This window comes from Nocardia sp. NBC_01009 (genome assembly GCF_045208035.1).
Lineage (GTDB): Bacteria > Actinomycetota > Actinomycetes > Mycobacteriales > Mycobacteriaceae > Nocardia.
On sequence record NZ_CP108695.1, the window covers coordinates 3,632,293 to 3,657,499 of the forward strand.

Below are 25,207 nucleotides of genomic sequence, written 5' to 3' on the forward strand. Positions count from 1 at the left end.
TCGACTATTGTCGTACCAGTACGAGAAGAATCGAACTAGGAGATCGCATGACGGCAGTCGTGACTCGGCCGCACGAGGCGGCCGGAAGAGACCGGGCACACCGAGCAATGATCTGGTTGGCGGCCTGGCCGGTGTTCGCGGTATTCATCCTGTCGAACGCGCCGACCCCGCTGTATGTCGTCTGGCAGCGCTCGCTCGGCTTCTCCTCGGGCACCTTGACCGCGATATTCGCTTGCTACATCGTCGGTCTGCTCGGCGCACTGCTGGTGGCCGGTGTGGTGTCCGATCGCCTCGGCCGCAAGCCGGTGCTGCTGCCTGCACTCGCGCTCGCGATGCTCGCGTGCGTGCTCTTCGCCACGGCGACTTCGGTATTCGTGCTCGCGCTCGCCCGGCTGCTGACCGGGATCGGGGTGGGTGCCGCCGTCTCCGCCGGGATGGCGGCGGTCACCGATGTCGGCGGTCCGGAGCGCAAACGTCTTGCCGCACTGGCGGCGTCTGCGGCGATGGTTCTCGGCGCCGGGTTCGGGCCGTTGCTGGCCGGGGTGTTTTCGGAGATCTTGCCCGGTCCGACCGTCACCATTTTCGTCGTCGAGTTCGCTTTGCTGGTCTCGGCATCGATGGTGGTCGCACGCTTGCGGTTGTCAAAGGGCGCGGGCGGGCGCGGGTCGTGGATCCGGATTCCCGCGGTGGCCCCGGGCGGACGGACAGCGGTATTGCTCGGGTTCGCGGTCTTCGCGCCCGGGATCACCGCGACGTCCTTCGTGCTGTCCCTGGGCCCGTCGCTGCTGTCGAACCTGCTCGGGGCCACCAACCGGGTTGTCGCGGGCGGGCTGGCCTTCGTCATGTTCCTCGGCGCGACCGGCATCCAGTTCGCGGTGCGGCGCTTGCCGATTCGCACCATCATGGTCGGCAGTGCCATCGCGACCACGGCGAGCATGATCGCGCTCACGGTGTCGGTGTCCACCGTGTCCATCGTGTTGTTCGGCATGGCCGCCGTGCTGGCCGGTCTCGGGCAGGGGATGGGGCAATTCGCCGGGCTGACGGCGATCAGTGCCGCCGTGCCCGCCGCGCGGCTGGCCGAGGCGAACGCCGCCCAGAATGTCGGCGGCTATGTGCCTGCGGCGGTGTTGCCGCTCGCGGCGGGGTTCCTCAGCGACGCAATCGGTTTGACCGGTGCCACTGCAGCCTTTGCGATGGTCGTGTTCATTGCCGCCATCGCGGGTGGAATTCTTGTCGGTGTTCGCGCCGCCGGACACGGATAGCGGCATGGCATCATGCGAGGATGACGCGCGGATACGGACTGCTTGCGGTGTGTAGTGCGGCGCTGAGTGTGCTCGCGGCGACCATTTCGGTTGCTCCGCCGGTGTCGGCGGAGCCGGAATGCCAGGTGCGAGTTGCGGTGCGGCCGATCACGCTGACCGTGGACGGTGAGGACGCGACCGGGCTGGTCTACGAGCCGTACCGGTGCGCGCCGGGCGATCTCGCACCGCGGGACCTGGTCACCGCCGTGCACGGGTACCGCGGTTCGGCCGCCGACCACGCGGGCTATCTGACCTCGATCGCGCAGCGCACCGCGACCCCGATCCTGTCGATGGATCTGCGCAGCGCGACCAGTGTATGGAAGCCCGGCGAATGGAACCTCTCGGCAGGCTCGCACGACATCGTTGCGGCAACCCAGTGGTACCGGAACGAGCATCCCTCGATTGCCCGCACCGTACTATGGGGCTGGAGCCAGGGCGGGATCATGAGCGGCCTCGCCGCGGCCAACAGCCCGCGTGGACTGTTCGACTACTGGGTCGACAATTACGGTCCGGCAGATGATTTCACGATGTGGCTGGCCTCGGCGGGAATCGACCCGAAGCTGCCCGCGCAGATCGAGCGCGACGCGGGCGGCTGCCCGCCGACCACCTGTCCGCAGGCCTACCTCGAACGGTCGCCCGCTCTGCTGGCAGGCCGGATGGACATCGAGCGCGCGTTCCTGGTGCACGGCACCGGCGACGACGTGTTGCCGTACGCCACCAGCGTGGAGATGCGGGCAGGCTTGCTCGCCGCGGGCAAGCCGACCTCGATGTACACCATTGTCACCGGCCGCGACCTCAACGGCGCCGTGGTGCCCGGTGGCCACAGCATCGGCCCGGCGTTCTTCGAAGGCGGCTGCGTGGTCGAACGCCTGCTCATCGGGGCCGAGCCGACCGAGGGCCCGGACCGCGACTACATCGTGGATGTCGCGCACGGGCTTGTCACCGCCCCTGCCGCGCCGCCGAACGCGAAGTGCGCCGCCTGAGTCACGCGATTGCGGCACCGCGGAGGAACAGTTCCGGCAGCTGTGTGGTTGCCTCGATGAGACGGACACGAGGAAGAGGTGTGATGAGCAAGCCCGACGATCCCGCCTACCACTGGAACGGCGACGAACTGGACCTGGACGCGTATCTGGCGCGCATCGGATTCGACGGTGACCGCAGTCCGACCCTCGCGACCTTGCGGGCGCTGGTCTACGCGCACACCACCACGATCCCCTTCGAAAACCTGGAGATCGTCCTCGGCCGTGACATTCCGCTGGATCTGGAGTCGTTGCAGAACAAGATGATCCGGCAGCGTCGCGGCGGCTACTGCTACGAGAACGTCGGGCTGTTCGCGGCCGTGCTGGAGCGGCTCGGGTTCGGCGTCACCGGTCTCAGCGGCCGCGTGACCATGGGCGTCGATATCGGCCTACGGCCCGCCACCCACGCGCTGCTGCGCGTGACGACCAGCGACGACGATCGGGTGTGGCTCTGCGATGTCGGATTCGGTTCCGGCCCGCTACAGCCCTACGAGCTGACCGACGGTCGTGGTGAGTTCGCCCTCGGCGAGTGGCGATTCCGGTTGGAGCGCACCAGCGGCGAGCTGGATAGCGACCTGTGGGTGCTGCACCAGTTCGGCCGCGACGGCTGGATCACCCGCTACACCTTCACACCGAACCCGCAGTACCGCATCGATTTCGCGGTGGGCAATCACTTCGTGTCGACCTCGCCGCGTTCGCCGTTCACCATGCGGCCGTTCGTGCAGCGGTTCCTCCCGGATGCCCATCACATCCTGGACGGCACCACCTGGACCGTAGAACGCCCGGACGGCTCGGGCGAGGTCCGGGAGCTGACACCCGGCGAACTGCCCAAGATCCTGTCGGAGGTCTTCGACATCGACCTCGCCGACGTCGACGCAGCGGCGTTGGCCGACGGGCCCTGGCTCGCCGACTGACCAGCCGCCGGCGGGCCTCGATGCCACGTGGCTACCCCGGCGCGCCGGGGTAGCCAGATACAGTCGGCTGGGTGCGCACCCACCGGAAGGTCCTCACCCTGTTCGCCGCGCCCGCCTTGGCGTTGACCGGCTGCAGTTCCGGCCCGGACCAGCCCGACACTGTCGCTGGACAATTCGCCGACGCGCTGAACCGCGACGATATCGCCGCCGCCGCGGCCATGACCGACGATCCGACGAAGGCCGCGGATGCGCTGAACGGGCTTTACGACGGTCTCGGCAAAGAGGTGACCTTCGACGTCCGCTCGGTGGACAAGAACTCCTTCACCCTCGCCGCCACCTGGAAGTTCGGACCGGACGGCAAGAACGTGTGGACCTACACCACCACCACCGGCGCCGCGAATGACACCGGCGACGGCTGGAAGGTCAAGTGGGATCCGACCGCTGTCGCGCCCGGCCTCGACATCGGTCCACTGGCCTACGACCCGATGTACCCCCGGCCTGCCCGGATCCTCGACACGTCCGGCGGTGAACTGCTGACCCAGCAGGTCGTGACGCTGGTGAACGTGAGCCCCGGCGCGGACACCGCCGCGATCGCCGCCATTGTCGGCCCGCTGGCTTCTGGCCTCACCGCGCAATCACTGCAGTCGGATCTCGCTGCGGCCCAAGGCAAGCCGATCACCGCGATCACCCTGCGCGCCACCGACATCGCGCCGATCCAGGCCGCGCTCGAAACTACCCGCGGCGTCACCCTCGCCCCGCAGACCCGGCTGCTGACCAACGACAAGTCGCTGGCGTCGCCGACGCTGTCGGGCCTGGCCGAACTCTGGCAGCAGCAGGTCGACGCGGCAACGGGCTGGGCGGTGCGCGTCCAGATTCCCGACGGCAGCAAGCGCCTCGCCGGTCAGGATCCGCAGCCGACCGCCGACATCACGACCACCCTGAATATCGACCTCCAGCTCGCCGCCGAGGACGCGCTCACGCCGATCGCGCAGCCTGCCACGATCGTCGCGCTGCAACCGTCCACCGGCAATGTGCTCGCGGTCGCCCAGAACGCCGCCGCCGACGCGCAGGGCCCGATCGCGCTCACCGGTCTGTACCCGCCGGGCTCGACCTTCAAGACCGTCACGGTCTCGGCCGCGCTGCAAGAGGGGTCGGTCACGCCCGACTCCGTGCTGCCCTGCCCTGGCGTCGCGAATATCGAGGGCCGCCGGATTCCGAACGACGACAACTTCGACCTCGGTCAGGTGCCGCTGCACACCGCCTTCGCGCGCTCCTGCAACACCACCATGGGCGGCTTAGCGGTGAAGTTGCCCGCCGACGCATTGACGAAAGCAGCCACACAGCTCGGCCTCGGTGTCGACTACGTCACACCGGGACTGACGACCGTTACCGGTAGGGTGCCGCCCGCCGAAACCCCCGCGCAACGAGTCGAATCCGGTATCGGACAGGGCCAGGTGACAGCCTCGCCGTTCGGGATGGCGTTGGTCGCGGCCGCGCTCGCCCGCGGTTCGGCGCCCGCGCCCGTACTGGTGACAGGGCAGCCCGGCGTCGCGGACAAAACCGCGGAAACGCTGCCGACCACCGTCGATGACCAGGTGAAATCCATGATGCGCGAGACCATCACCGGTGGCACCGCCACCGCGCTGCGTGACATTCCCGACCTGATCGGCAAGACCGGCACCGCGGAGTACATCGACGACAAGCACGCGCATGGCTGGTTCGTCGGTATCGACGGGGACCTGGCGTTCGCCGTATTCGTCAGTGATGCGGGTAGTTCGGGCCCCGCGGTGGAGGCTGCGGGACGTATGCTGCGGGCGCGGCGATAGTCATTGTCGCGGTGTGGGCGGTGGATATGTCCCCGCTGCCGCGTGCCCTGGTTTGCGGCCCGCTACACTCATCCCGGAAACGCGTGGGTGGTCAATACGCGGTATGTCACGATTTCGAGAAGGTTCGGAGTAGGCGTCATCGATACCGGTCAATTGATCGCGGAACACTACCGCCTGGTCGAGCGGATTGGTAGCGGCGGCACAGGTGTCGTCTGGCGTGCCATGGACGAACGGCTGCAGCGCTCGGTAGCGGTCAAGCAGATCCACATCCAACCCAGCCTGCCTCCGGCGGACCGCGACGTCATGCGACAGCGAGCAATCCGCGAGGCGCGCAATGCGGCCCGATTCCAGCATCCGAACGCCATCGTGGTGTTCGACATCACCGAGCACGACGGCGACCCGTGTCTGGTGATGGAGTACATGAATTCGCGCAGCCTGGCCGCGGTGATCTCCGCGCAGGGCATGCTGGCGCTGCCACAGGTCTCGCGGATGGGCGAGCAGGTGGCCTCGGCGCTGATCGCGGCGCATCAGGCGGGCATCGTGCACCGCGATGTCAAGCCGGGCAACATCCTGCTCGACGACCACGGCACGGTGAAGATCACCGATTTCGGCATCTCGCGTGCCACCGGTGACGTCACGCTCACCGAGACCGGCTTGATCTGCGGGACCGCCGCCTATCTCGCCCCGGAATGCGCCCGCGGCGCCGACCCCACCCCGGCGTCGGACGTATTCGCCTTGGGCGCAACCCTTTTCCACGCGCTGGAGGGTGAGCCGCCCTACGGTTCCAGCGCCAACCCGCTCGCGGTGCTGTACGCGGCCGCCAACGGCCAGGTGAGCGAGCCGCGGCACGCCGGCCCGGCCACCGATTTCCTGCTGCAGCTGCTGAGTCCGGAACCCGAGGACCGGCCCACCATGCGGGCCGCGCACGACCATCTCGCCGCGCTCGCGGACTCCGGTTCTACGCCGGTGCCCGCCGGATTCATTCCTGCCAGTGAGGCTTTCGGCAGGCGGAGGGTCGGTGAGCCCGAATCGGCGACCCGCGCCCTGCGCCCGTCGGTCAACGCGTCGACGCAGTATCCGCCCACCGAACGGCAAGCGCGTCCGGCGCCGCCGCCACGAAACACCAGACAGCCCAACACTGCCGCGCATCCGCGCACCGCGTCACATCCGCGCACGACAACGCAGCCGAGACCGGTGCCGCGCAAGTCGGGCGGCAAGCGCAAGGCGGTGCTGATCGGCGCGTCGGTGGGTGGGTTGGTCACGGTGGTCGCGCTCCTGATCGGCGCACTGTCCCAGGGCGGTGGCGGCACACCGTCGGGGCAGGCAAGTCCGCCGTCGTCCTCCGTGTCGTCGGGCGCCAGTTCCACGACCGCTGCTGGCACGCCGGGGCAGACGAAGAGCGTCGGCCCGGCAGACTCGCGGCAATCCATCGATCAAGTGGTGGACTTCTACAACAACCTCACCTATCTGAGGTTCGCGGCGGCATGGAAACAGTTGACTCCCGCCGCCCAGCGGGTCTACGGCAGTCAGCCGGCTTTCCAGGATTACTGGACGCAGAATCGGGTCACGGGCTTCAACACTGTTGACGCGGCCGATGGTGGTACAGGCACCAACCCAGACGGTTCGGTGGAAGTCAATGTGGCCAGCGTGACCTATGCGGGCCAGAACAGGTCGGTGACGCTGCGGTTGATCAACCCTGGCAGCGGGGCCCCACTCATCGACAGCAACACCAAGACAGCAGGCTGATCGGATCATCGCAGGCGGGAATGTGTGGAGCTCTCCCGCCACGTCGCCAGCAGCTGCAACGCTGTCGCGCTGGCCGATTCCGCCTCGGTGGTGTGCATGACCAGGGCCTGATCCGGGTCGTCGGGCAGACGTAGCGTTTCGAAACCGAGATCCAGCCTGCCGACCACCGGGTGCAGATAGACGTAGCGGCCGTGGGTTTTGTCCCGGAGCTCGTGCTTGTCCCAATGTTTGCGGAACTCCGGGATGTCGCCGAGCTCCGCGAGCAGCGTGCCGATGCCCTTGTCGCCGGGATTGCGGGCCGCGTCCAACCGCAGGTAGGCAACGACGTCGGCGGCCTTGGCGGGCCAATCCTCGTAGAGCTCGCGCATACCCTCGTCGAGGAAGACCAGTCGGGCCAGGTTGCGTTCGCGGGGCGGTAGCGCGCCGAAGTCGGTGATGAGTGCCGCGGCGAGCGGATTCCAGGCCAGCACGTTGGTACCGCGGCCGACCACATACGCGGGCACGTCGCCCGCGGCGTCGAGCAGTCTGCGCAGACCGGGGCGCACCCGCTGCTCGCCGGGTGGCTCTTCGCCCGACCACGGCCGCGCCAACCGGTACAGATGTTCGCGTTCCACCTGGTTCAGCTGCAGCGCCTGGGCCACCGCGTCCAGTACCGACTCCGAAAAGTGCAGTGTGCGACCCTGTTCCAGGCGCACATAGTGATCGACACTCACGCCAGCCAGCATCGCCAGTTCTTCGCGGCGCAGGCCGGGCACCCGGCGGCGGCTACCGTAGCCGGGCAGCCCGACCTCCTCAGGACGCAGGCGCGCCCGCCGGGAACGCAGGAATTCGCCGAGTTCGGCGCGTCGATCCAGACTCACGATTCCAGTATTACCGTGCGGTTGCCCGCGAGGGTGGTCGTGGTGTGCCCAGGCTCGCGCGGCGCTGTTTACCGCCGCTGCGTTCGCCGAAAGTTGTTTTCACCGCCGGAACGGTTCCGGCACGGACTGGAGACAGACACCATGAACACCACTCGTCCCTTCGGCGATACGGGCATGAACCTCACTCCGCTCGGCTTCGGCACCTGGGTGATCGCAGGCTCCGGCTGGCAGTACTCCTGGGGCGCCACCGATGATGCCGACTCGATCGCCGCGATCCGGCATGCGATCGGCGCAGGTCTCAATTGGATCGACACCGCACCCGCGTACGGACTCGGCCATGCCGAGGAGCTGGTCGGCAGCGCGCTCGCGGGCATCCCCGAGACCGAACGGCCCTACCTGTTCACCAAAACCGGCCTGATCTGGTCGGAAGGCGACGATCGCACCGGCCCGCCGCGCCGGATCATGCGGCCCGACACCGTGCGTGCGGAGCTGGAGGCCTCGCTGCGCCGGCTGCGCGTCGACCACATCGACCTCTATCAGGTGCACTGGCCCGACACCGGCGCGGTGTTCGTCTACGGCGCCGAGGGCGCGGCCGCGGGCGCGGCGACACCGTTGGCGGAGTACTGGCAGGTGATGGCCGACCTGAAGAAGGAAGGCAAGGTGCGCGCGATCGGGCTGTCCAACCACGACGCGGCGCAGCTCGAGGTCGCCGAAAGCATTGCCCACGTCGATGCGATCCAGCCGCCGTTCTCGGCGATCAACCGTTCGGCGGCACCGGAAATCGCCTGGGCGCAGCAGCACGGCACCGGCGTGATCGTGTACTCGCCGCTGCAATCGGGGCTGCTCACCGGCGCGTTCAATGCGGAGCGGGCCCGTACCCTCGGCGCCGACGACTGGCGTTCGTCGCACCCGGACTTCACCACCGGTCTCACCGCGAACCTCGCTCTCGTCGCGGCGCTGCGCCCGATCGCGGCACGGCACGGCGTCGGCGTGGCCGAGGCGGCTCTCGCCTGGGCGACCGCATGGCCGGGCGTGACCGGCGCGATCGTCGGTGCGCGCAACATCGGCCAGATCGACGGCTGGATCGGCGCGCGCGAGCTGACGCTGACCCCCGCAGACCTCCAGGAAATCGCCACCGCGATCACCACCACCGGTGCGGGGACCGGCCCCGCGCAGGCCTGACGAACACCGCCCACCCGCTCTACACCGAAAGAGAATCCTGATGAACCTGCACGTTGTCGCCGAATTCCGCGCCGCAGCCGGACAAGAGGACCGGCTGCGCACCGCCCTGGAAGCAATGATCGAGCCGTCGCTCGCCGAACCCGGCTGCCTCGGTTACCAGCCCTACACCGACCCCAACGATGCCGGCAGGATGGTTCTCGTCGAGGAATGGACCGGCTCCGATGCCCTCGACGAGCACTTCACCACATCGCATTTCTTCCACGTGCGCGACGTGCTCGCCGAAATCCTCGCCGAGCCGATGGTCATCAAGCGCCTCGTCACCGCCTGATCGAACCCCGCGGCCCCGCCCCGGTTCCTCCGATCCGGTGCGGGGCTGTGGTGTCTTCGCGATTGCGAGCGCATCGATCCCGTCGCTTGCCCGAGGCAGGTCCACGTCCGGTCGCTGGTCTGTCGAAGCCGCCACCGATCGGCTGCGGCGACCTCGGCCGATCTCCGGATAACGTGATCGGGGCGCGCGCTGTGGCGTGATCTGTCTCTATGCGGCGGTTAACCGGTGGCGACCGCCCGATAGGCTGGTAGCCGAACCCCAAGCATGACCAGCACAGACAGGACTGCACACCGAGATGACAAGCCGCATCGAGCTCGCCCGCGTTGATCTGCGCGGTCGCACTCCCTCCGCTGCCGAGCTGCGCACCGCGCTGCCGCGCGGAGGGGTCGACGTCGACTCGGTATTGCATCAGGTGCGGCCGGTGGTCGAGGCCATCCGTGACCGCGGTGTCTCGGCCGCGCTGGAATTCAGCGAGATATTCGACGGCGTGATCCCGCCCGGTGTCCGGGTGCCCGCCGTCGAGCTCGACGCCGCGCTGGAAAACCTCGATCCGGCCGTGCGGGCCGCGCTCGAGGTCGCCATCGAACGCACCCGCATGGTGCACGCGGATCAGCGCCGCACCGACACCACCACTGAGGTCGTGCCGGGCGGTACCGTGACCGAGCGCTGGGTGCCGGTCGAGCGGGTCGGCCTGTACGTGCCGGGCGGCAATGCCGTTTACCCGTCCAGCGTTGTGATGAACGTGGTGCCCGCGCAGGCGGCGGGGGTCGAATCCCTTGTCGTCGCCTCACCGCCGCAGGAACAGTTCGGTGGACTGCCGCACCCGACCATCCTGGCGGCCGCGAAGCTGCTCGGTGTCGAGGAAGTGTGGGCCGTCGGCGGCGCACAGGCCGTCGCGCTGCTGACCTACGGCGGCAACGACACCGACGGCGCCCAGTTGGAGCCGGTCGACCTGATCACCGGCCCCGGCAATATCTACGTCACCGCGGCCAAGCGGTTGTGCCGCGGCCTGGTCGGGATCGACGCCGAGGCGGGCCCGACCGAGATTGCGATCCTGGCCGACGCCACCGCCGATCCGGTGCACGTCGCCGCCGATCTGATCAGCCAGGCCGAGCACGATGTGCTGGCGGCCAGCGTCCTGGTCACCGACAGCGCCGAGCTGGCCGACGCCGTCGATGCCGCGCTCAGCACGCAGATGACGGTGGTCAAGCACGCGCACCGCGTCGCGGAGGCGTTGCGGGGCAAGCAGTCCGGCACCGTGCTCGTCGACAATATCGAGCAGGGCCTGCGCGTGGTGAATGCCTATGCGGCAGAACACCTCGAGATCCAGACCGCCGACGCTGCCGCCGTCGCGGCACGCGTGCGCAGTGCCGGAGCGATTTTCGTCGGCGCGTACGCGCCGGTCAGTCTCGGCGACTATTGTGCGGGCTCCAACCACGTGCTGCCGACGGCCGGATGTGCGAGGCACTCTTCGGGTTTGAGCGTGCAGACCTTCCTGCGCGGCATCCACGTCGTCGAATACACCGAGACGGCGTTGAAGGATGTGGCCGGTCATGTGGTCGCGCTGGCCAATGCCGAGGATCTGCCCGCACACGGTCAGGCCGTGCAGGCGCGATTCGAGGCGCTCGCATGACACCGGACATCACCCTGCCCGGTTCCCGAGTGAGCCTGGAGGACCTGCCGCTGCGCGAGAACCTGCGCGGCAAGAAGCCTTACGGCGCACCGCAGTTGACGGTGCCCGTGCAGCTGAACACCAATGAGAACCCGCACCCGCCGAGCCGGGCGCTCATCGACGACGTCGCCGAATCCATTCGCGCCGCGGCCGCCGACCTGCACCGCTACCCGGACCGGGACGCGGTGGCATTGCGGTCGGATCTGGCGGCATATCTCCGCGGCCAGACCGGTGTCGCGGTAGACACGGCCAACGTCTGGGCGGCCAACGGGTCCAATGAGATCCTGCAGCAGCTGCTGCAGGCCTTCGGCGGGCCGGGCCGCAGCGCACTGGGTTTCGTGCCGTCGTACTCGATGCACCCGATCATCTCCGAGGGCATCGACACCGAATGGATCGAGGCCAAGCGCAACGCGGACTTCGCTCTCGACATCGACTACGCGCTGACCGCCATCGTCGAACGCTCGCCGAACGTGGTGTTCGTGACCAGCCCGAACAACCCCACCGGCCACAGCATTCCGCAGAACGATCTGGCACGGATCCTCGAGGCGGCGCCCGGCATCGTGGTGGTCGACGAGGCGTACGGTGAGTTCTCTGCCGCGCCCAGCGCGATCGGCCTGATCGACCGGTATCCCACCAAACTCGTGGTGACCAGGACGATGAGCAAGGCGTTCGCTTTCGCGGGCGGCAGGCTCGGCTACCTGGTCGCCGCGCCCGCGGTGATCGACGCGATGCTGCTGGTGCGGCTGCCCTACCACCTGTCGGTGGTGACCCAGGCCGCCGCATGCGCGGCACTGCGGCATGCCGACGAAACCCTTGCCAGCGTCGCCGAATTGGCGGCCCAGCGTGACCGAGTCGCGGCGGCCCTGCGCGACCTCGGTTTCGACGTGATCCCCAGCGACGCCAACTTCCTGCTGTTCGGCCGGTTCACCGACGCCGCGAAGACCTGGCAGCGCTACTTGGACGAAGGCGTGCTGATCCGCGATGTCGGCATCCCCGGCTATCTGCGCACCACGATCGGTCTGGCCGCGGAGAACGACGAACTGCTGCGCGTCAGCGCCTTGGTGGTCGGCACCGACCTGACGCCCCGATGAACAGCCCCCGAAGCGAATGGAAGTGAGCATGAGTAGGACAGCGCGGGTGGAGCGGATCACCAAGGAATCCAGCATTGTCGTCGAGCTGGATCTGGACGGAACCGGCAAGACCGAGATCTCCACCGGGGTCCCGTTTTACGATCACATGCTGACCGCGCTCGGTGCACATGCCAGCTTCGACCTGACCGTGCGCGCCGAAGGCGACATCGAGATCGAGGCGCACCACACGGTCGAGGACACCGCGATCGTGTTCGGCCAGGCCCTCGGTAAAGCGCTGGGCGACAAATCCGGCATCCGGCGCTTCGGTGATGCGTTCATTCCGATGGACGAGACGCTCGCGCACGCGGCGGTCGATGTGTCGGGACGGCCGTACTGTGTGCACACCGGGGAACCGGATCACCTACTGCACGCGGTGATTCCCGGCTCGCCGGTGTCGAGCCGCGGCACTGCGGGTGCACCGTATTCCACTGTGCTCAACCGGCACGTCTTCGAGTCGATTGCCCTCAACGCCCGCATTGCGCTGCATGTGCGGGTGCTCTACGGTCGCGACCAGCATCACATCACCGAGGCTGAATTCAAGGCGGTGGCACGGGCTTTGCGCGCCGCCGTCGAACTGGACCCGCGGGTGAGCGGTGTGCCGTCGACGAAGGGGACACTGTGACCAAGAGATCCGTTGTCCTACTCGACTACGGTTCGGGCAACCTGCACTCCGCCGAGCGCGCCCTGGTGCGTGCGGGCGCGCAGGTCGAGGTCACCGCGGACCCGGAGGTCGCGCTCGCCGCGGACGGTCTGCTCGTCCCCGGTGTCGGCGCCTACGCCGCCTGCATGGCGGGGCTGCGAAAGGTGCGCGGCGAGCGCATTATCGGCCAGCGCCTCGCCGGCGGTCGCCCGGTACTCGGCATCTGCGTCGGCATGCAGATCCTGTTCGAGCGTGGCGTCGAATTCGGCGTCGAAACCGAGGGCTGCGCCGAATGGCCCGGTGTCGTCGAACGCCTGTCGGCCCCGGTCCTGCCGCACATGGGCTGGAACACTGTCTCCGCGCCGCGCGACAGCACCCTCTTTGCGGGTATGGACGCCGACACCCGCTTCTACTTCGTCCACTCCTACGCCGCCCAAACCTGGGACCTCCCGCCGAGCGAACATTTCGCCTCGCCCAAACTCACCTGGGCCGAGCACGGGGTGCCGTTCCTGGCGGCCGTCGAAAACGGACCGCTCGCGGCGACCCAGTTCCATCCCGAGAAGTCCGGCGACGCGGGCGCGCAGCTGCTGCGCAATTGGGTGGACTCGCTGTAGCAACGCCGAAGCCCTTGCCACGGTGGGGGCTTCGGAATTCTCGGGTCGGAACGTGGTCGCGGGCATCGAACACGCGATCAGCACCGCATCGATAATTCGGTTCATCGGTTAGCCCGGGTCGAAGTCGGCACGATCCGTCTTCGGGTATTCCCTGAATGGAGCGCGGCCGCTGCTCTCTTGCCGAAATCGAGCGTGCCACAACGGAGTTCCAGATCGGCCAGGGGTTCCGGATAGCCGCAGCGGCGGCGACGGCGGTGTTCGCGATCGCCGCCGCTCTCTGCTGTTATCGCGCGGGGGTGCTCGGCGCGGCGCATCGAATCCGACAGTTAGGGGCGGGTGCCGATCGACCAGGTCGGCGTGGTTTCCACCCGTGACAGCCGCCAGCCCTCGCCGGTGCGGACCGCGTCGAAACGGTAGATCCCGCCGAGGGTGTACTGCGGCTGCGGTGGGGTCTTCGGATCGGTGGGTGCGGGGGCGAAGGTGGCAATAGTGTTGGCTCGGACGTCGGCGGTCTCGCCCTTCAGTTCGATCCGCACATTGCTGATGACGTGCTGAATCCGCGTATCGCCGGAATGGTTTCGGCTGGCTTGCGCGATCAGCGCGTCTCGGCCTTCGGCCGTGCCGCCGGGAGTCTTCGCGGTGGCGTCAGCGGTGTAGATCGTGCGGAAGTCGTCGAATCTGCCCTCGTCCAGGGTGCTGCCCAGTCGATCGACCAGGGCGGTGATCTGGTTGCGGTCCACCAGTTCTCGCAACTCACGCTGCGTAGGCCTGTCGTCGGTGGCGTCGGCTTTCGCCGTGCAGGCGGTGGCGAGCACGGCGAGCGGAAGGGCGGCAACGGCCAGGGCGATACGGATCTCGTTCATGGGTGGAACCTTTCGAACTGAATGTTGGCTGACCCAACGTTGGTTTCGCCAACGTTATCGGATCGTGGGTGCGGCCAACAAGTCGCTCGGCGTCGGCGCTTCGAGGTGTGCGATGCGAGTCTCGCCGGGGGTGGATGCCAGCTCGGCAGGCAACATTCTGTGCGCGACTGCGGTCGCGCAGGTTTGTCGGGGCAGCACTGAGGCGAGGCCGGTGCCACTGAAACACTAGGGAGTAGAGGGAATTTCGCATACGCCCCTGATCTGCCCGGTTAACACTTCGCCGAGTGGCCTTGGAACCGGGCCCGGTCGGCGGCCTCGAGCCCCGCTTCCCATCCCTCGGCACTGCGGATCGTGATGCCACGGCTGCGCACCGCGGGAAAGAGGGTGTCGAAAGCGTCATCCACGGTGCGCTGACGGGAGGCGAGCACCGGCAGCAGCCGTGCGGGGTCGGCAGATTCGGCGATCGTACTCTCGTTCGCCGCCGCGAGTCGTTCACCGATCCGGGTGGCGTAGGCGGTGAGGAACGCCTTGCGGAAAGCACGCGACCGGGACTCGTCGCTGCGAATGGTCTGGTTACCGGTGGCGATCATCGCCCTGGTCGCCTGCACGAGCAGGGACGTCGTCAGCAGTTCGACGGCGTCCAGATCGCTGTCGTCGCCCACCACGGTCACGAACTCCCACGCCGCGACGAAGATCGCGCGGCAGCGGTTGGCTCGGGTGACCACCTCGACGAGCAGCGCCTTGGCCTCCACATAGGGAGTGTCGAGCCAGATCCTGCGGGCACCGGGGAGATCGGGCACAGCGGTGTCCGCATCGACGAGCACGCGGTCGAGGGCATGCTTGGTCATCAGCTCCTGAGCCTTGGCCGACAGGGTCTCGGCCTCCTCGGGGAACGAGGTCGACTCTGCCTTCGCGAGCAGGCCGCGGACCCGGCCGAGCATCTTCTCGTCGACGCCATGGTGTGTGGCCGGGTGCATATTCGCCGAGCCGGGCAACGGCCGAATCAGTTCCAGCTTCGGTAGCCCGACCAGCAGCGCGAGCGCCGCCACGACAGTCGTCAGCGCTTCGGTGTTGGTCAGCAGTTGACGGGCCGCCCACTGGATGAGATGCGGTTGCGCTCCCGCCCACCACGTGCCGGCGGCCAGCTCGTCGAGCTGGGCGCGCCAGGTCTCATCCACCAGCTCGGGCGCGAAAGGCGCGAGGTGGGCGGCCATCACGTCGGTGAGATAGCCGACCGCGAACTCGTCGACGCGCCGACGGGCCACCTGATGGACATCCATCGGCAGCCAGCCGTACTGGAAGACCCGATCAACGATGCGCTGACCAGCCAGTCGCACGCCGTCCGCCAGCCCGTACGTCAGCGGACCCGAACCGGCAAGCTGTTCGATGAAGCGCTGCACCGCAACAGCATTACCTTGCGCCGACGCCACGGCCGCCGCCGTGATCGCGTCGGCGATCCGCTCTGGATCCGATGACACCGCGGTGGCGTCCAGCGTCGGACCTTCGGTACGCGCCGCCCGCCCGGTTCGGCGTCGCCGATTCTGTTTGCCCATGATCGCCGCTCCCTTCTCGACGACGGGCTGTATCGAGTCGCGCGCCGCCGCTGCTGCTGGCGCGGGTGACCAGCGTTGCCATACTGCACGCGCCGTCCGATCGACGACCATCCGACACCCAGGCCGGCAGCTGCGGGGAGATTGCTCGGGTGGGTTCTCCGAGCGCATATCCGCAGGCCGGAGGTGGGGGGCGCGGAGCAAGCAACTAAGCTGCTGGCGTGAGTCTTGTGCTGCTACCTGCTGTCGATGTCGCCAATGGTGAGGCCGTGCGCCTCGTGCAGGGGGAGGCGGGCAGCGAAACCAACTACGGCTCGCCCCGCGATGCGGCACTGGCGTGGCAGGAAGCCGGTGCGGAGTGGGTGCATCTGGTCGATCTCGATGCGGCCTTCGGGCGTGGCTCCAACCGGGAACTGCTCGCCAAGGTGGTCGGCGAGCTCGATGTGCAGGTAGAGCTGTCCGGCGGCATCCGTGACGACGAATCGCTCGAGGCCGCGCTCGGTACCGGCTGCGCCCGCGTGAACCTCGGGACCGCCGCGCTGGAGGACCCGCAGTGGTGCGCCCGCGCCCTCGCCAAATACGGCGAGCGGATCGCCGTCGGCCTCGACGTGCGCATCATCGACGGCGAGCACCGGCTGCGCGGTCGCGGCTGGGTCAGCGACGGTGGCGACCTGTGGGAGGTGCTCGAGCGCCTGGAACGCGACGGCTGCACCCGCTATGTCGTCACCGATGTGACCAAGGACGGCACGCTCACCGGTCCCAACCTGGACTTGCTCCGCGAGGTCTGCGCTGCGACCGACGCGCCGGTCATCGCCTCGGGCGGCGTGTCGACCATCGAGGACCTGATCGCGATCTCCGAGCTGGTGCCCGAGGGTGTAGAGGGGTCGATCGTCGGCAAGGCGCTGTACGCGGGCCGCTTCACGCTGCCCGAGGCGCTGGCCGCGGTGCGCTGAGCCTGCGACCCGATGGCTGCCGCACGCTCGAATTCCGAACTTTCGTCCCTGCTGGCTCTCGCGAGCGAGATCCTCGATGCCGCCAGTGCGCGCTTCGTCGAGGGCGTCGGCGCGCCGAGCGCGGTTGCCAAGGGCCGCAACGACTTCGCCACCGAACTCGATCTGGAGTTGGAGCGCACCATCTCGGCGCAGCTCGAGCAGCAGACCGGAATCGAGGTGCACGGTGAAGAATTCGGCGGCCCGCAGCTGACCTCCGGCACCGCCTGGGTGCTCGATCCGATCGACGGCACCTTCAATTACTCCGCCGGGCATCCGCTTTCGGGCATGCTGCTCGCGCTGGTGCACGACGGCGAACCACTGCTCGGGCTGACCTGGCTGCCGGTACTCGACCGGCGGTACGCCGCCATGTCCGGCGGTCCGGTATTGCTCGATGGAAAGCCGTTGCCGCCCTTGCCGCGCGGCAAGCTGGCCGAGGCGATGATCGGATTCGGGGCGTTCAACGTGGATTCCAACGGGCGCATCCCTGGTCGCTTCCGCTTCGATCTGCTCGGCCCGCTGAGCAGGTTGTCCTCGCGGGTGCGGATGCACGGCTCGACGGGTATCGACCTGGCGTTCACCGCGTCCGGTGTACTGGGTGGCGCGATCGTGTTCGGGCACCATCCCTGGGACAACGCCGCGGGCGTGGCATTGGTGCGCGCCGCGGGTGGCGTGGTGACCGATCTGGCAGGCGAGCCGTGGACCATCACCTCGGGTTCGGTGCTCGCCGCCGCGCCGGGGGTCCACGAAGAACTCCTGGACATGATCTGCACGGTCGCCGACGAAGCATGAGCCGCAGCAGTACTTGCAGTTTCCGAGGAAGGGTGAGCCGATGACGTTGGCCGTACGCGTGATTCCGTGTCTCGATGTCGATGCGGGCCGGGTGGTCAAGGGCGTCAATTTCGAAAACCTGCGTGATGCCGGCGATCCGGTCGAACTGGCCGCCGCCTACGACCTCCAGGGCGCCGACGAGCTGACCTTCCTCGACGTCTCCGCATCCACGAGCGACCGCGGCACCATGATCGATGTGGTGACGCGCACTGCCGAGCAGATCTTCATCCCGCTCACCGTCGGTGGTGGGGTGCGCACGGTCGAGGATGTCGACCGGCTGCTGCGCGCGGGCGCGGACAAGGTCTCGGTCAACACCGCCGCCATCGCCAGGCCGGAGGTACTGCGCGAAATGTCGGAGCGGTTCGGTTCCCAATGCATCGTGCTGTCGGTGGATGCCCGCACCGTCCCGCCGGGCCAACCCGACACCCCGTCGGGCTGGGAGGTCACCACGCACGGCGGCAAGCGCGGCACGGGCATCGACGCTGTCGAATGGGCCGTGCGCGGCGCGGAACTCGGCGTCGGGGAGATCCTGCTCAACTCGATGGACGCCGACGGCACCAAAGCGGGCTTCGACCTGCCCATGATCCGCGCGGTGCGCGCCGCGGTGACGGTGCCGGTGATCGCCAGCGGGGGAGCCGGTGCGATCGAGCACTTTGCCCCGGCCGTGCACGCGGGCGCCGATGCGGTGCTGGCCGCCAGCGTGTTCCACTTCGGTGACCTCACCATCCCACAGGTCAAACACGCTATGCGGACCGAGGGCATCGTCGTCAGGTAGGTTTTGCCGACCTGGCTACGGGCAATGCCTCGAGCTAGGGTTTTGCTGCTCGATCAAGGTCTGCGATCGGAGGAACGGCGTGCTGGGTGAAGGTGAGCTGTTCGCTGGATACCGCATCGAACGCCTGCTCGGCCAGGGCGGCATGGGGTCGGTGTATCTGGCCAGGCATCCGCGGTTGCCGCGCTCGATGGCCTTGAAGCTGCTCAACCCGGAGTTGTTCAGCGACAACGAGATCCGGGCCCGGTTCGAACGCGAAGCAGATCTGGTCGCCCAGCTGGACCATCCGAATATCGTCACTGTGTTCGATCGCGGTGTCGAGGACGAGCAGCTGTGGATCTCCATGCAGTACGTCGACGGCATCGACGCCTCGACGATCGATCGGAGCAAGCTGCCGCCGACGCGGGCGGCCCAGATCGTTGCCGAAACCGCGAAGGCATTGGATTTCGCGCACGGCAGCGGAGTCCTGCACCGTGATGTGAAGCCGGCCAATATTCTGCTCGCCCGCGCGACCGGCGGTCAGGAGCGGGTGTTTCTCACCGACTTCGGCATCGCGCGGTTGCGCGACGACGCCGGTCATCTGACATTGACCGGAACCTTCACCGCCACTTTGGCTTACGCCGCACCCGAGCAGCTGACCGGTGCCCCGATGGACGGCCGCGCGGACCAGTACGCGCTGGCCTGCACGCTGCACTGGCTGCTGACCGGCGCGGCGCCGTTCGAAGCGCCGAGCCCGCCCGCGGTGATCCAGGGTCACCTCCAAGTCCCGCCGCCCCGGGTCACCGCACGGCGCGCCGACCTGCCCGCGGCATTGGACGAGGTGCTGATCCGGGCCCTCGGCAAGCGCCCCACCGACCGCTACGGCTCCTGCACCGAGTTCGCGGACGCGGTGTATCGAGCACTGCATATGTCGGCCCCCCACGCGATGCCCGTAACAGGCCAGCCCGGCCCGGCCGCGACCGCAGCGCCGACCCCCATGCACCCGCCCGCGCAGCAGCCTGCGCAGCTGAATCCGCAGTCCTACCCGAGCCCACAGTCTTCTCAGGGCTCGCAGCCTTATCCGAGCGTGCAGCCCTACCCGAGCCAGCAGGGCTCCCCAGGCGCGCAACCGCACCTGAATCCGCAGCCCTACCAGGGCTCACAGCCTTACCCGAGCGTGCAGCCCTATGCAAGCCCGCAGGCCTCCCGTGGCTCGCAGCCCTATCCGAGCGTGCAGCCTTATCCGAGCCCGCAGTCTTCGCAGGGCTCCCAGCCCTATCCGAGCATGCAGTCCCCTCAGGCCTCGCCGCCTCATCCGCAGCCCTACCAGGGCTCACAGCCCCACCCGAGCCCCCAGCTTCCCCTGAATCCGCACAACCCAGGGCCGCAGCCTCAGGCCGCGCCCGGATATCCCGCTACCACCGGGCAACCCGCTGGTTTCTCGGCGAGCCCGCCGCCGTATGGCCACCAGACCCCGCCGGGCTCCGGTTCGGGGGGAACGGTATTGGTCGTCTTCGGCATTGTGGCGCTGATCGTCGTCATAATCGTCGTTGCTCTCCTTGTCTGAGACATCTACGACCCCGACGAGGGCCGTGCGTGCTATAGGGCGGCGCGGGGGACCTACCGGAACCCCTGACCGCCGCACTCGACGCGCCGGATGGTGTCGCCGAGGCGCTGCGCCGCAATCTGTCTGTCTCAGCCGGACAGTGCCGGTAAAGCCTCGGCCCACGGCGCAGGCGCGTGCCGAGCAATGGATCCTGCCCCTGTATAACGGTGGCATGACTCTCGACCCTGCCATCGCCGCCCGGCTCAAGCGCAATGACGCGGGCCTCGTGTCCGCGGTCGCGCAGGAGCGCGGCAGCGGCAATGTGCTGATGGTCGCCTGGATGGACGACGAAGCCCTGGCCAGGACGCTGGAAACGCGCAAGGCGACCTACTATTCGCGCTCGCGTCAGCAGTACTGGGTCAAAGGCGAGACCTCCGGCCACACCCAGTACGTCCACGAGGTCCGCCTCGATTGCGACGGCGACACCATTCTGCTGGTCGTCGACCAGGAGGGCGCGGCCTGTCACACTGGCACGCACACCTGCTTCGACTCCGACGTGCTGCTCGCCGATAAGTCCTGAGTCGCCACACGTCGGGAACACGGCCCGAACTGTCCGCGTCCGCTCTCGGGCAGATCGGCAGGCGGCCCCGGTGCTACGGCGCGGGCGGCTGCTCGGTTCGATCCTCGGTGGAGGGCGAAGCATCACCGTGACTCAAGGCATCGGCCAGCTGTGTCGACAGCACTTCGCTCAGGTCGGCCAGCTGCGCGGTCTGATGCGGATCGAGACCATCGAACACCAGCCGGCGCACGGCATCCTGATAGCCGGGAGCTGCCTCGACCACCTTCGAATAGCCGGAGTCTGTGAGAACGGCCTGGACACCGCGTCGCCCGGTGGTCGCTGACCGCTCGGCCCAGCCCATCCGCTCCATCTTCGACACGACATGCGACAGTCGCGATAGCGATGCATTTGCCTTGTGGGCAAGATCACTCATCTGCAACCGGTGGCCGGGTTCTTCGGACAACAGGGTGAGCACCCAGAATTCGAAGTGCGTGATCCCGGACTCGCGCTGCAGCTGGGTGTCCAACGCGCCTGGTAGGCGGGTCATGAGCGCCACGATCGCACGCCAAGCTCGCTGTTCGACGGGATCGAGCCACTTCGTCACTGGTTGCCTTCTTTCGAGCCAAGTGACGTGTTTTGTTAGTTAGTCTAGCGATTTATTGAAAGTCATATTCACAGTCACTCGCGACAATGAGTTTGCCACGACTTCGCTCGACCGTCATGAAGTTGCTGTGTGACGTGAGGTCACTCACATGTCATCGTGGCGTGTCGGTGTCGCTCCTAGGTGAGCTTCGGTGACCCGGGCGCGGCGGACTGGGACGGCGGAGTCGACGTCACCGGCTTTGCGGGATGCTTGCGCCGCCATCCGCGCCGGACGACGACGAACACCACGAGCAGGAAGACGACCAGCGCGACGATGGCGCCGACCAGTGACGCGCCTCGGAAGGCGGGCGCATCGACATCGAGAATCCGCTGCCCGGCGTGGGCGGCGCTGTTGCCGCCGAGCACGATGCTCAGCGTCATGAGATTCGGGATCGCGGCGATCACCGCGAGCCCGCCTGCCGCGCCCGCGATCACCTTGCCCGCGCGGCGACGCCACATGAGTGCTGCCAGCAACATCAGGAAAAGCGGTATGGCAGTGAACAATCCGCCATAGACGAGACCCCAGCCGATGCCCTTGCTGAAACTGCCGCTCACCACCTCTGCGATGCGTTGGGCCCACCACCGTGGGATGAAGGCGGCAAGGATGAAGTAGGCGACGACCAGCACGGCGATGACCGCCAGGCCGCCGAGGATCCTCGTGCGCCACGTGGCCAGCGTGGATTTCTGCCCGTCCGGCCGAACCTCGCTCGAAGTCATGAATTCAGCGTAGGCCGGGCCATCTGCGGTGACGTGATCATCGACTCGGCGTTTTCGAGACGGCCGTCTCGAATATTCGGCGTCGGCCGGCTTACTGGACGCGTTCGCGTAGGAACTTCAACGCCTCGTCGGCATGCACATCGGCCCGCAGCTCACCGGTGATGATCTTGCGGACGGTGCGATCAGGGTCGATGACGAAGGTGTGCCGCTTCACCGGCGAGAGCTTGCCGAGCAGGCTGCGCTTGACGCCGAACTGCGCGGCGACAGTGCCCTCGATATCCGAGAGCAGGGGATAGCCGAGATTCTGCTTGGTCGCGAATCCGGCCTGGGTGTCGACGGTGTCGGCACTGATGCCTACCGGCGCGGCGCCCGCCGCGGCGAATTCGGCGGCAAGATCGCGGAAGTGGCAGGCCTCGGCCGTGCAGATCGGGGTATTGGCGGCGGGATAGAAGAACAGCACCACGGGGCCGTCCGCGAGCAAGACGTCGAGCGAACGTGGTGTGCCGGATTGATCCGGGAGCTCGAACTGCGGTGCGAGCTGGCCTATCTTCATATCGGCGACAGTACCGGGCGATGCGTCGGTTCGGGTGCCACGATGCCTGCCCAGATCCCCGCCACCCGTGCTTTCGCCCCATGTCGCCCTGCACGCGGTGGGGTGTAGGAGTCGTATTCCGGCTATCGCTGGATCGACAGGAGAAGCCTGGGATGACGGGGACGGTAGATTCGGTCGCTATACGCCGATGAGCGCGGCGATCTCGGGGTTCTTGATCTCCATGACATCGAGAATGTCGTGGGCGCGCAGCGGCTCGAGTTCCTTGATGCGGTCGCTGTGGATGGCGTACTCGTCCGGAAAGTGGTGCTTGTCCAGTGCCTCCAAGGCCTTCACATAGGTGACGAAGGACGCTAGCGCGTTCAGCGGTGTGGAGTTCTGGGATCTGCCCATCGAGCTCAAGCCGACCATTCGTTGGGATGTGCCCGATCCGGCAGTGTGCCGACCCTCCGGCGTAACCGGTTGCGAGGGGTACATCAGTTTCTCCCTCGAAGTGGATACCGCGTGCGACATGGAACGCAGCGAGTGTAGTGACGCCGCCCACAGCCCCGGAAGTCGCGTGCGAACCGGACGGCTGGTTTACGGCCGGTTGGGCCCGCGAAGGGCGGCTGAGTCGGTGTCATAGCGGCCTGGGATGATGGAGCAATGCCTGGCGCGTCCACTCCCACCACCACGACCCGCGAACAGTTCCACCAGCTCGCCGCGGAACATCGGGTGGTTCCGGTGATCCGAAAAGTGCTGGCGGACTCCGAAACTCCGCTGTCGGCCTATCGCAAACTGGCCGGCGATAGGGCCGGCACCTTCCTGTTCGAATCCGCGGAGAACGGACGCTCCTGGTCGCGCTGGTCGTTCATCGGCGCGGGCAGTCCGTCGGCGCTGACCGTCGTCGACGGCGCGGCCGCCTGGCTCGGCAACATCCCTGTCGACGCGCCCTCGGGTGGCGATCCGCTGGTGGCGTTGCGCGAGACCCTGCAACTGCTCGAGACCGAGCGGCTGCCCGGCCTGCCGCCACTGACCGGGGGCATGGTCGGCTACCTCGGCTATGACGCGGTGCGCAGGATCGAACGGCTGCCCAGCCTCGCCCTCGACGATCTGGAACTGCCGGAGATGGTGCTGCTGCTCGCCACCGATCTGGCGGCATTCGACCACCACGAGGGCGCGATCACCCTCATCGCCAACGCGGTCAACTGGAACGGCACCGCCGAGCGGGTCGACGAGGCCTATGACGACGCGGTCGCCCGGCTGGATCGGATGACCCACGCGCTCGCCGCACCGTCGGAGTCCACCGTGTCGGTCTTCGACCAGCCCGAGCCGCAGTATCGGCGCAAACGCACCTCCGAGGAGTTCGGCGCCGGAGTGCGTCGTCTCGTCAAAGAGATCGAGGCGGGCGAGGCTTTCCAGGTGGTGCTGTCGCAGCGCTTCGAAATGGACTACGACGGCGCCCCGATCGATCTGTACCGCATGCTGCGCGCCTCGAACCCGAGTCCGTATATGTATCTGATGCACATCCCCGACGGCGCGGGCGGCACCGCGTTCTCCATCGTCGGTTCCAGCCCGGAAGCCCTGGTCACCGTGAAGGACGGTGTGGCGACGACACATCCGATCGCGGGCACCCGCTGGCGCGGCGCCACCGAGGAGGACGACCTGCTGTTGGAGAAGGGGCTGCTCGCCGACGAGAAGGAGAACGCCGAGCACCTGATGCTCGTCGATCTCGGCCGCAACGATCTCGGCCGGGTGTGTCAGCCGGGCACGGTGCGGGTCACCGAGTACCGGCAGATCGAGCGCTACAGCCACGTCATGCACCTGGTGTCGACCGTGCACGGCAGACTAGCGCCCGGCAAGATCGCGCTGGACGCGGTGCGCGCCTGTTTCCCGGCGGGCACGCTGTCGGGCGCGCCGAAGGTGCGCGCGATGGAACTCATCGAAGAACTGGAGCCGACCCGGCGCGGCGTGTACGGCGGTGTTGTCGGCTATCTGGATTTCGCGGGCGACGCCGATACCGCCATTGCCATTCGCACTGCGCTGCTCAAGGACGGCACCGCTTACGTCCAGGCGGGTGCGGGCGTGGTCGCGGACTCCGACCCCGACTATGAGGATGTCGAATCCCGGAACAAGGCGATGGCGGTGCTCAAGGCGGTCGCGGCCGCGAAGACGGTTCGGGCATACGGCACCGAGCCGGGAAGCGAGAACGGCAGCGCGGGATGAGTGCAGCGGATCAGAACGACGAGGGGACCGCTGCCGAGGCGATCGCGGTCGATGCGGCCGCGCCCCGGCGCAAGTACCCGATCGGCGCGATCGTGTTGTTGGCGATCGCCGCGGCCGCGCTCTGGGGTTCGTCGCGACTGACCTGGGTGACGGTGTCGTCCACGGACGGGCTCACCGAGCCGCGCACCAACCATCTCAACGGCGGTGTCTGGTTCGGCGCGCTGACCCCGCTGGCGCTGGTGCTGCTCGCCGCGATCGCGGCAGTGCTCGCTACTCGTGGCTGGCTGCGCCGGATGGTCGGGGTGCTGATCGGCCTTGTCGCCGCGGTCACCGCCGTACCGGCCTTCGCCCTGCTGACCAAGTCCGGCGCGACGGCGGCCCGCGCCGGCACCCTGGCCGAACTGCCCGGCCGGGCAACGGTCACCGAGGTGGTCACGGCGCCTTTCCCCGCGGTGCTCGCGCTGCTGGGTGCGCTGGCGGCTTTTACGGCCGGTGTACTGCTCGCCAGGATGCCCCAGGAGGCCGCGCAACTGTCCGGCAAATACGACAACCCGGTGTTCCGGCGGGCTGCCGCCACCGAACAGGTGACGCAGCGACGGGCGGAAGACGCTGCCGCCGGGGCGAATTCGGCCTCGGGACAGCTTTCCGAGCGCGTGCTGTGGGACGCGCTCGACGCGGGCACCGACCCGACCGAGGAGGCCGGTTCGCCGCGTGATGATCAGGGCAAACATGCCGAGTGAAGTGTCTGGGCAGGTCCCGACAAACCCCGGCG

The 25,207-nt window shown here is 67.9% G+C and carries 25 protein-coding genes; 18 read left to right on the top strand and 7 right to left on the bottom strand.

What is annotated here, in order from left to right:
* Positions 1 to 47 precede the first annotated feature (47 nt).
* The 5 genes from OHA42_RS16220 to OHA42_RS16240 all read left to right on the top strand — a co-directional run bounded on the left by OHA42_RS16220 (position 48) and on the right by OHA42_RS16240 (position 6,806).
* Positions 48 to 1,262 (top strand): MFS transporter, encoded by a 1,215-nt coding sequence (locus tag OHA42_RS16220; RefSeq protein ID WP_406237997.1) that lies wholly within the window; start codon positions 48 to 50, stop codon positions 1,260 to 1,262.
* 20 nt (positions 1,263 to 1,282) lie between these two features.
* Positions 1,283 to 2,284, top strand: a complete 1,002-nt coding sequence (locus OHA42_RS16225; protein WP_406237998.1) for an alpha/beta hydrolase family protein — start codon at positions 1,283 to 1,285, stop codon at positions 2,282 to 2,284.
* An 83-nt stretch (positions 2,285 to 2,367) separates the two neighbouring features.
* Positions 2,368 to 3,234, top strand: coding sequence for an arylamine N-acetyltransferase (locus tag OHA42_RS16230; protein ID WP_406238000.1), 867 nt, complete (start codon positions 2,368 to 2,370; stop codon positions 3,232 to 3,234).
* Between the two features lie 71 nt (positions 3,235 to 3,305).
* Positions 3,306 to 5,060, top strand: a complete 1,755-nt coding sequence (locus OHA42_RS16235) for a penicillin-binding transpeptidase domain-containing protein (RefSeq protein WP_406238002.1) — start codon at positions 3,306 to 3,308, stop codon at positions 5,058 to 5,060.
* A gap of 222 nt (positions 5,061 to 5,282) precedes the next feature.
* Positions 5,283 to 6,806, top strand: a complete 1,524-nt coding sequence (locus OHA42_RS16240; protein WP_406238003.1) for a protein kinase domain-containing protein — start codon at positions 5,283 to 5,285, stop codon at positions 6,804 to 6,806.
* A 5-nt stretch (positions 6,807 to 6,811) separates the two neighbouring features.
* Here OHA42_RS16240 and OHA42_RS16245 read toward each other — a convergent pair whose 3' ends face one another.
* Positions 6,812 to 7,666, bottom strand: a complete 855-nt coding sequence (locus OHA42_RS16245) for a helix-turn-helix transcriptional regulator (protein WP_406238005.1) — start codon at positions 7,664 to 7,666, stop codon at positions 6,812 to 6,814.
* Between the two features lie 141 nt (positions 7,667 to 7,807).
* Between OHA42_RS16245 and OHA42_RS16250 the strand changes: the two genes are divergently transcribed.
* From OHA42_RS16250 to hisH, 6 genes are all read left to right on the top strand, one after another.
* The gene (locus tag OHA42_RS16250) at positions 7,808 to 8,848 is read left to right on the top strand and encodes an aldo/keto reductase (protein WP_406238006.1); all 1,041 of its coding nucleotides are present in this window, start codon (positions 7,808 to 7,810) and stop codon (positions 8,846 to 8,848) included.
* Between the two features lie 40 nt (positions 8,849 to 8,888).
* Positions 8,889 to 9,176 (top strand): putative quinol monooxygenase, encoded by a 288-nt coding sequence (locus tag OHA42_RS16255; protein WP_406238008.1) that lies wholly within the window; start codon positions 8,889 to 8,891, stop codon positions 9,174 to 9,176.
* A 295-nt stretch (positions 9,177 to 9,471) separates the two neighbouring features.
* Positions 9,472 to 10,809: a histidinol dehydrogenase gene (hisD, locus tag OHA42_RS16260; protein ID WP_406238010.1), complete on the top strand. Its 1,338-nt coding sequence runs from the start codon at positions 9,472 to 9,474 to the stop codon at positions 10,807 to 10,809.
* A complete protein-coding gene (locus OHA42_RS16265; protein ID WP_406238012.1) occupies positions 10,806 to 11,939 on the top strand; it encodes a histidinol-phosphate transaminase in 1,134 nt (377 codons plus the stop codon). Before hisD ends, OHA42_RS16265 begins: the two co-directional genes overlap by 4 nt.
* Positions 11,940 to 11,967: 28 nt before the next feature.
* Complete coding sequence (gene hisB / locus OHA42_RS16270) at positions 11,968 to 12,600, top strand: imidazoleglycerol-phosphate dehydratase HisB (RefSeq protein WP_406238014.1); 633 nt, start codon at positions 11,968 to 11,970, stop codon at positions 12,598 to 12,600.
* Complete coding sequence (gene hisH, locus OHA42_RS16275; RefSeq protein WP_406238016.1) at positions 12,597 to 13,232, top strand: imidazole glycerol phosphate synthase subunit HisH; 636 nt, start codon at positions 12,597 to 12,599, stop codon at positions 13,230 to 13,232. Before hisB ends, hisH begins: the two co-directional genes overlap by 4 nt.
* Before the next feature lie 326 nt (positions 13,233 to 13,558).
* On the opposite strand, the gene OHA42_RS16280 is transcribed toward hisH, so the two are convergent.
* Positions 13,559 to 14,095 (bottom strand): nuclear transport factor 2 family protein, encoded by a 537-nt coding sequence (locus OHA42_RS16280; RefSeq protein WP_406238018.1) that lies wholly within the window; start codon positions 14,093 to 14,095, stop codon positions 13,559 to 13,561.
* Positions 14,096 to 14,364: 269 nt separating this feature from the next.
* A complete protein-coding gene (locus tag OHA42_RS16285; protein WP_406238020.1) occupies positions 14,365 to 15,648 on the bottom strand; it encodes a DUF2786 domain-containing protein in 1,284 nt (427 codons plus the stop codon).
* Positions 15,649 to 15,866: 218 nt separating this feature from the next.
* On the opposite strand from OHA42_RS16285, the gene priA reads away from it, so the two are divergent.
* The 5 genes from priA (at position 15,867) to hisI (ending at position 20,342) form a co-directional block, all read left to right on the top strand.
* Positions 15,867 to 16,598, top strand: a complete 732-nt coding sequence (priA, locus tag OHA42_RS16290) for a bifunctional 1-(5-phosphoribosyl)-5-((5-phosphoribosylamino)methylideneamino)imidazole-4-carboxamide isomerase/phosphoribosylanthranilate isomerase PriA (RefSeq protein WP_328411571.1) — start codon at positions 15,867 to 15,869, stop codon at positions 16,596 to 16,598.
* 12 nt (positions 16,599 to 16,610) lie between these two features.
* Positions 16,611 to 17,426 (top strand): inositol monophosphatase family protein, encoded by an 816-nt coding sequence (locus OHA42_RS16295; RefSeq protein WP_406238021.1) that lies wholly within the window; start codon positions 16,611 to 16,613, stop codon positions 17,424 to 17,426.
* A gap of 40 nt (positions 17,427 to 17,466) precedes the next feature.
* Complete coding sequence (hisF, locus tag OHA42_RS16300; RefSeq protein ID WP_406238022.1) at positions 17,467 to 18,240, top strand: imidazole glycerol phosphate synthase subunit HisF; 774 nt, start codon at positions 17,467 to 17,469, stop codon at positions 18,238 to 18,240.
* A gap of 79 nt (positions 18,241 to 18,319) precedes the next feature.
* Complete coding sequence (locus OHA42_RS16305) at positions 18,320 to 19,783, top strand: protein kinase domain-containing protein (RefSeq protein ID WP_406238024.1); 1,464 nt, start codon at positions 18,320 to 18,322, stop codon at positions 19,781 to 19,783.
* 211 nt (positions 19,784 to 19,994) lie between these two features.
* Positions 19,995 to 20,342 carry a phosphoribosyl-AMP cyclohydrolase gene (gene hisI, locus OHA42_RS16310; protein ID WP_406238026.1) on the top strand — a complete coding sequence of 116 codons (348 nt, stop codon included), beginning with the start codon at positions 19,995 to 19,997 and terminating at the stop codon, positions 20,340 to 20,342.
* A gap of 73 nt (positions 20,343 to 20,415) precedes the next feature.
* On the opposite strand, the gene OHA42_RS16315 is transcribed toward hisI, so the two are convergent.
* The 4 genes from OHA42_RS16315 to OHA42_RS16330 form a co-directional block, all read right to left on the bottom strand.
* Entirely contained in the window at positions 20,416 to 20,925 is a 510-nt protein-coding gene (locus OHA42_RS16315) for a MarR family winged helix-turn-helix transcriptional regulator (protein ID WP_406238028.1), read from the bottom strand.
* A gap of 176 nt (positions 20,926 to 21,101) precedes the next feature.
* Positions 21,102 to 21,680 (bottom strand): permease, encoded by a 579-nt coding sequence (locus OHA42_RS16320; protein ID WP_406238030.1) that lies wholly within the window; start codon positions 21,678 to 21,680, stop codon positions 21,102 to 21,104.
* A gap of 91 nt (positions 21,681 to 21,771) precedes the next feature.
* The gene (locus tag OHA42_RS16325; protein WP_406238032.1) at positions 21,772 to 22,233 is read right to left on the bottom strand and encodes a peroxiredoxin; all 462 of its coding nucleotides are present in this window, start codon (positions 22,231 to 22,233) and stop codon (positions 21,772 to 21,774) included.
* A gap of 177 nt (positions 22,234 to 22,410) precedes the next feature.
* Positions 22,411 to 22,707, bottom strand: coding sequence for a hypothetical protein (locus OHA42_RS16330; RefSeq protein ID WP_406238034.1), 297 nt, complete (start codon positions 22,705 to 22,707; stop codon positions 22,411 to 22,413).
* Between the two features lie 168 nt (positions 22,708 to 22,875).
* On the opposite strand from OHA42_RS16330, the gene OHA42_RS16335 reads away from it, so the two are divergent.
* Complete coding sequence (locus OHA42_RS16335; RefSeq protein ID WP_406238036.1) at positions 22,876 to 24,435, top strand: anthranilate synthase component I; 1,560 nt, start codon at positions 22,876 to 22,878, stop codon at positions 24,433 to 24,435.
* Positions 24,432 to 25,175, top strand: a complete 744-nt coding sequence (locus OHA42_RS16340; RefSeq protein ID WP_406238038.1) for a TIGR02234 family membrane protein — start codon at positions 24,432 to 24,434, stop codon at positions 25,173 to 25,175. Before OHA42_RS16335 ends, OHA42_RS16340 begins: the two co-directional genes overlap by 4 nt.
* The last annotated feature ends 32 nt before the right edge of the window (positions 25,176 to 25,207 follow it).

Bases quoted from the DNA above. Each gene is read 5' to 3' on its own strand.
- OHA42_RS16240 (WP_406238003.1), top strand. From the start codon at position 5,283: ATGGACGAACGGCTGCAGCGCTCGGTAGCGGTCAAGCAGATCCACATC.
- OHA42_RS16220 (WP_406237997.1), top strand. From the start codon at position 48: ATGACGGCAGTCGTGACTCGGCCGCACGAGGCGGCCGGAAGAGACCGG.
- OHA42_RS16335 (WP_406238036.1), top strand. From the start codon at position 22,876: ATGCCTGGCGCGTCCACTCCCACCACCACGACCCGCGAACAGTTCCAC.
- hisD (WP_406238010.1), top strand. From the start codon at position 9,472: ATGACAAGCCGCATCGAGCTCGCCCGCGTTGATCTGCGCGGTCGCACT.
- hisI (WP_406238026.1), top strand. From the start codon at position 19,995: ATGACTCTCGACCCTGCCATCGCCGCCCGGCTCAAGCGCAATGACGCG.
- hisF (WP_406238022.1), top strand. From the start codon at position 17,467: ATGACGTTGGCCGTACGCGTGATTCCGTGTCTCGATGTCGATGCGGGC.
- OHA42_RS16320 (WP_406238030.1), bottom strand. From the start codon at position 21,680: ATGACTTCGAGCGAGGTTCGGCCGGACGGGCAGAAATCCACGCTGGCC.
- hisB (WP_406238014.1), top strand. From the start codon at position 11,968: ATGAGTAGGACAGCGCGGGTGGAGCGGATCACCAAGGAATCCAGCATT.
- OHA42_RS16295 (WP_406238021.1), top strand. From the start codon at position 16,611: ATGGCTGCCGCACGCTCGAATTCCGAACTTTCGTCCCTGCTGGCTCTC.
- OHA42_RS16280 (WP_406238018.1), bottom strand. From the start codon at position 14,095: ATGAACGAGATCCGTATCGCCCTGGCCGTTGCCGCCCTTCCGCTCGCC.
- OHA42_RS16225 (WP_406237998.1), top strand. From the start codon at position 1,283: ATGACGCGCGGATACGGACTGCTTGCGGTGTGTAGTGCGGCGCTGAGT.
- OHA42_RS16265 (WP_406238012.1), top strand. From the start codon at position 10,806: ATGACACCGGACATCACCCTGCCCGGTTCCCGAGTGAGCCTGGAGGAC.
- OHA42_RS16330 (WP_406238034.1), bottom strand. From the start codon at position 22,707: ATGTACCCCTCGCAACCGGTTACGCCGGAGGGTCGGCACACTGCCGGA.
- OHA42_RS16325 (WP_406238032.1), bottom strand. From the start codon at position 22,233: ATGAAGATAGGCCAGCTCGCACCGCAGTTCGAGCTCCCGGATCAATCC.
- OHA42_RS16285 (WP_406238020.1), bottom strand. From the start codon at position 15,648: ATGGGCAAACAGAATCGGCGACGCCGAACCGGGCGGGCGGCGCGTACC.
- OHA42_RS16230 (WP_406238000.1), top strand. From the start codon at position 2,368: ATGAGCAAGCCCGACGATCCCGCCTACCACTGGAACGGCGACGAACTG.
- OHA42_RS16255 (WP_406238008.1), top strand. From the start codon at position 8,889: ATGAACCTGCACGTTGTCGCCGAATTCCGCGCCGCAGCCGGACAAGAG.
- OHA42_RS16340 (WP_406238038.1), top strand. From the start codon at position 24,432: ATGAGTGCAGCGGATCAGAACGACGAGGGGACCGCTGCCGAGGCGATC.
- OHA42_RS16250 (WP_406238006.1), top strand. From the start codon at position 7,808: ATGAACACCACTCGTCCCTTCGGCGATACGGGCATGAACCTCACTCCG.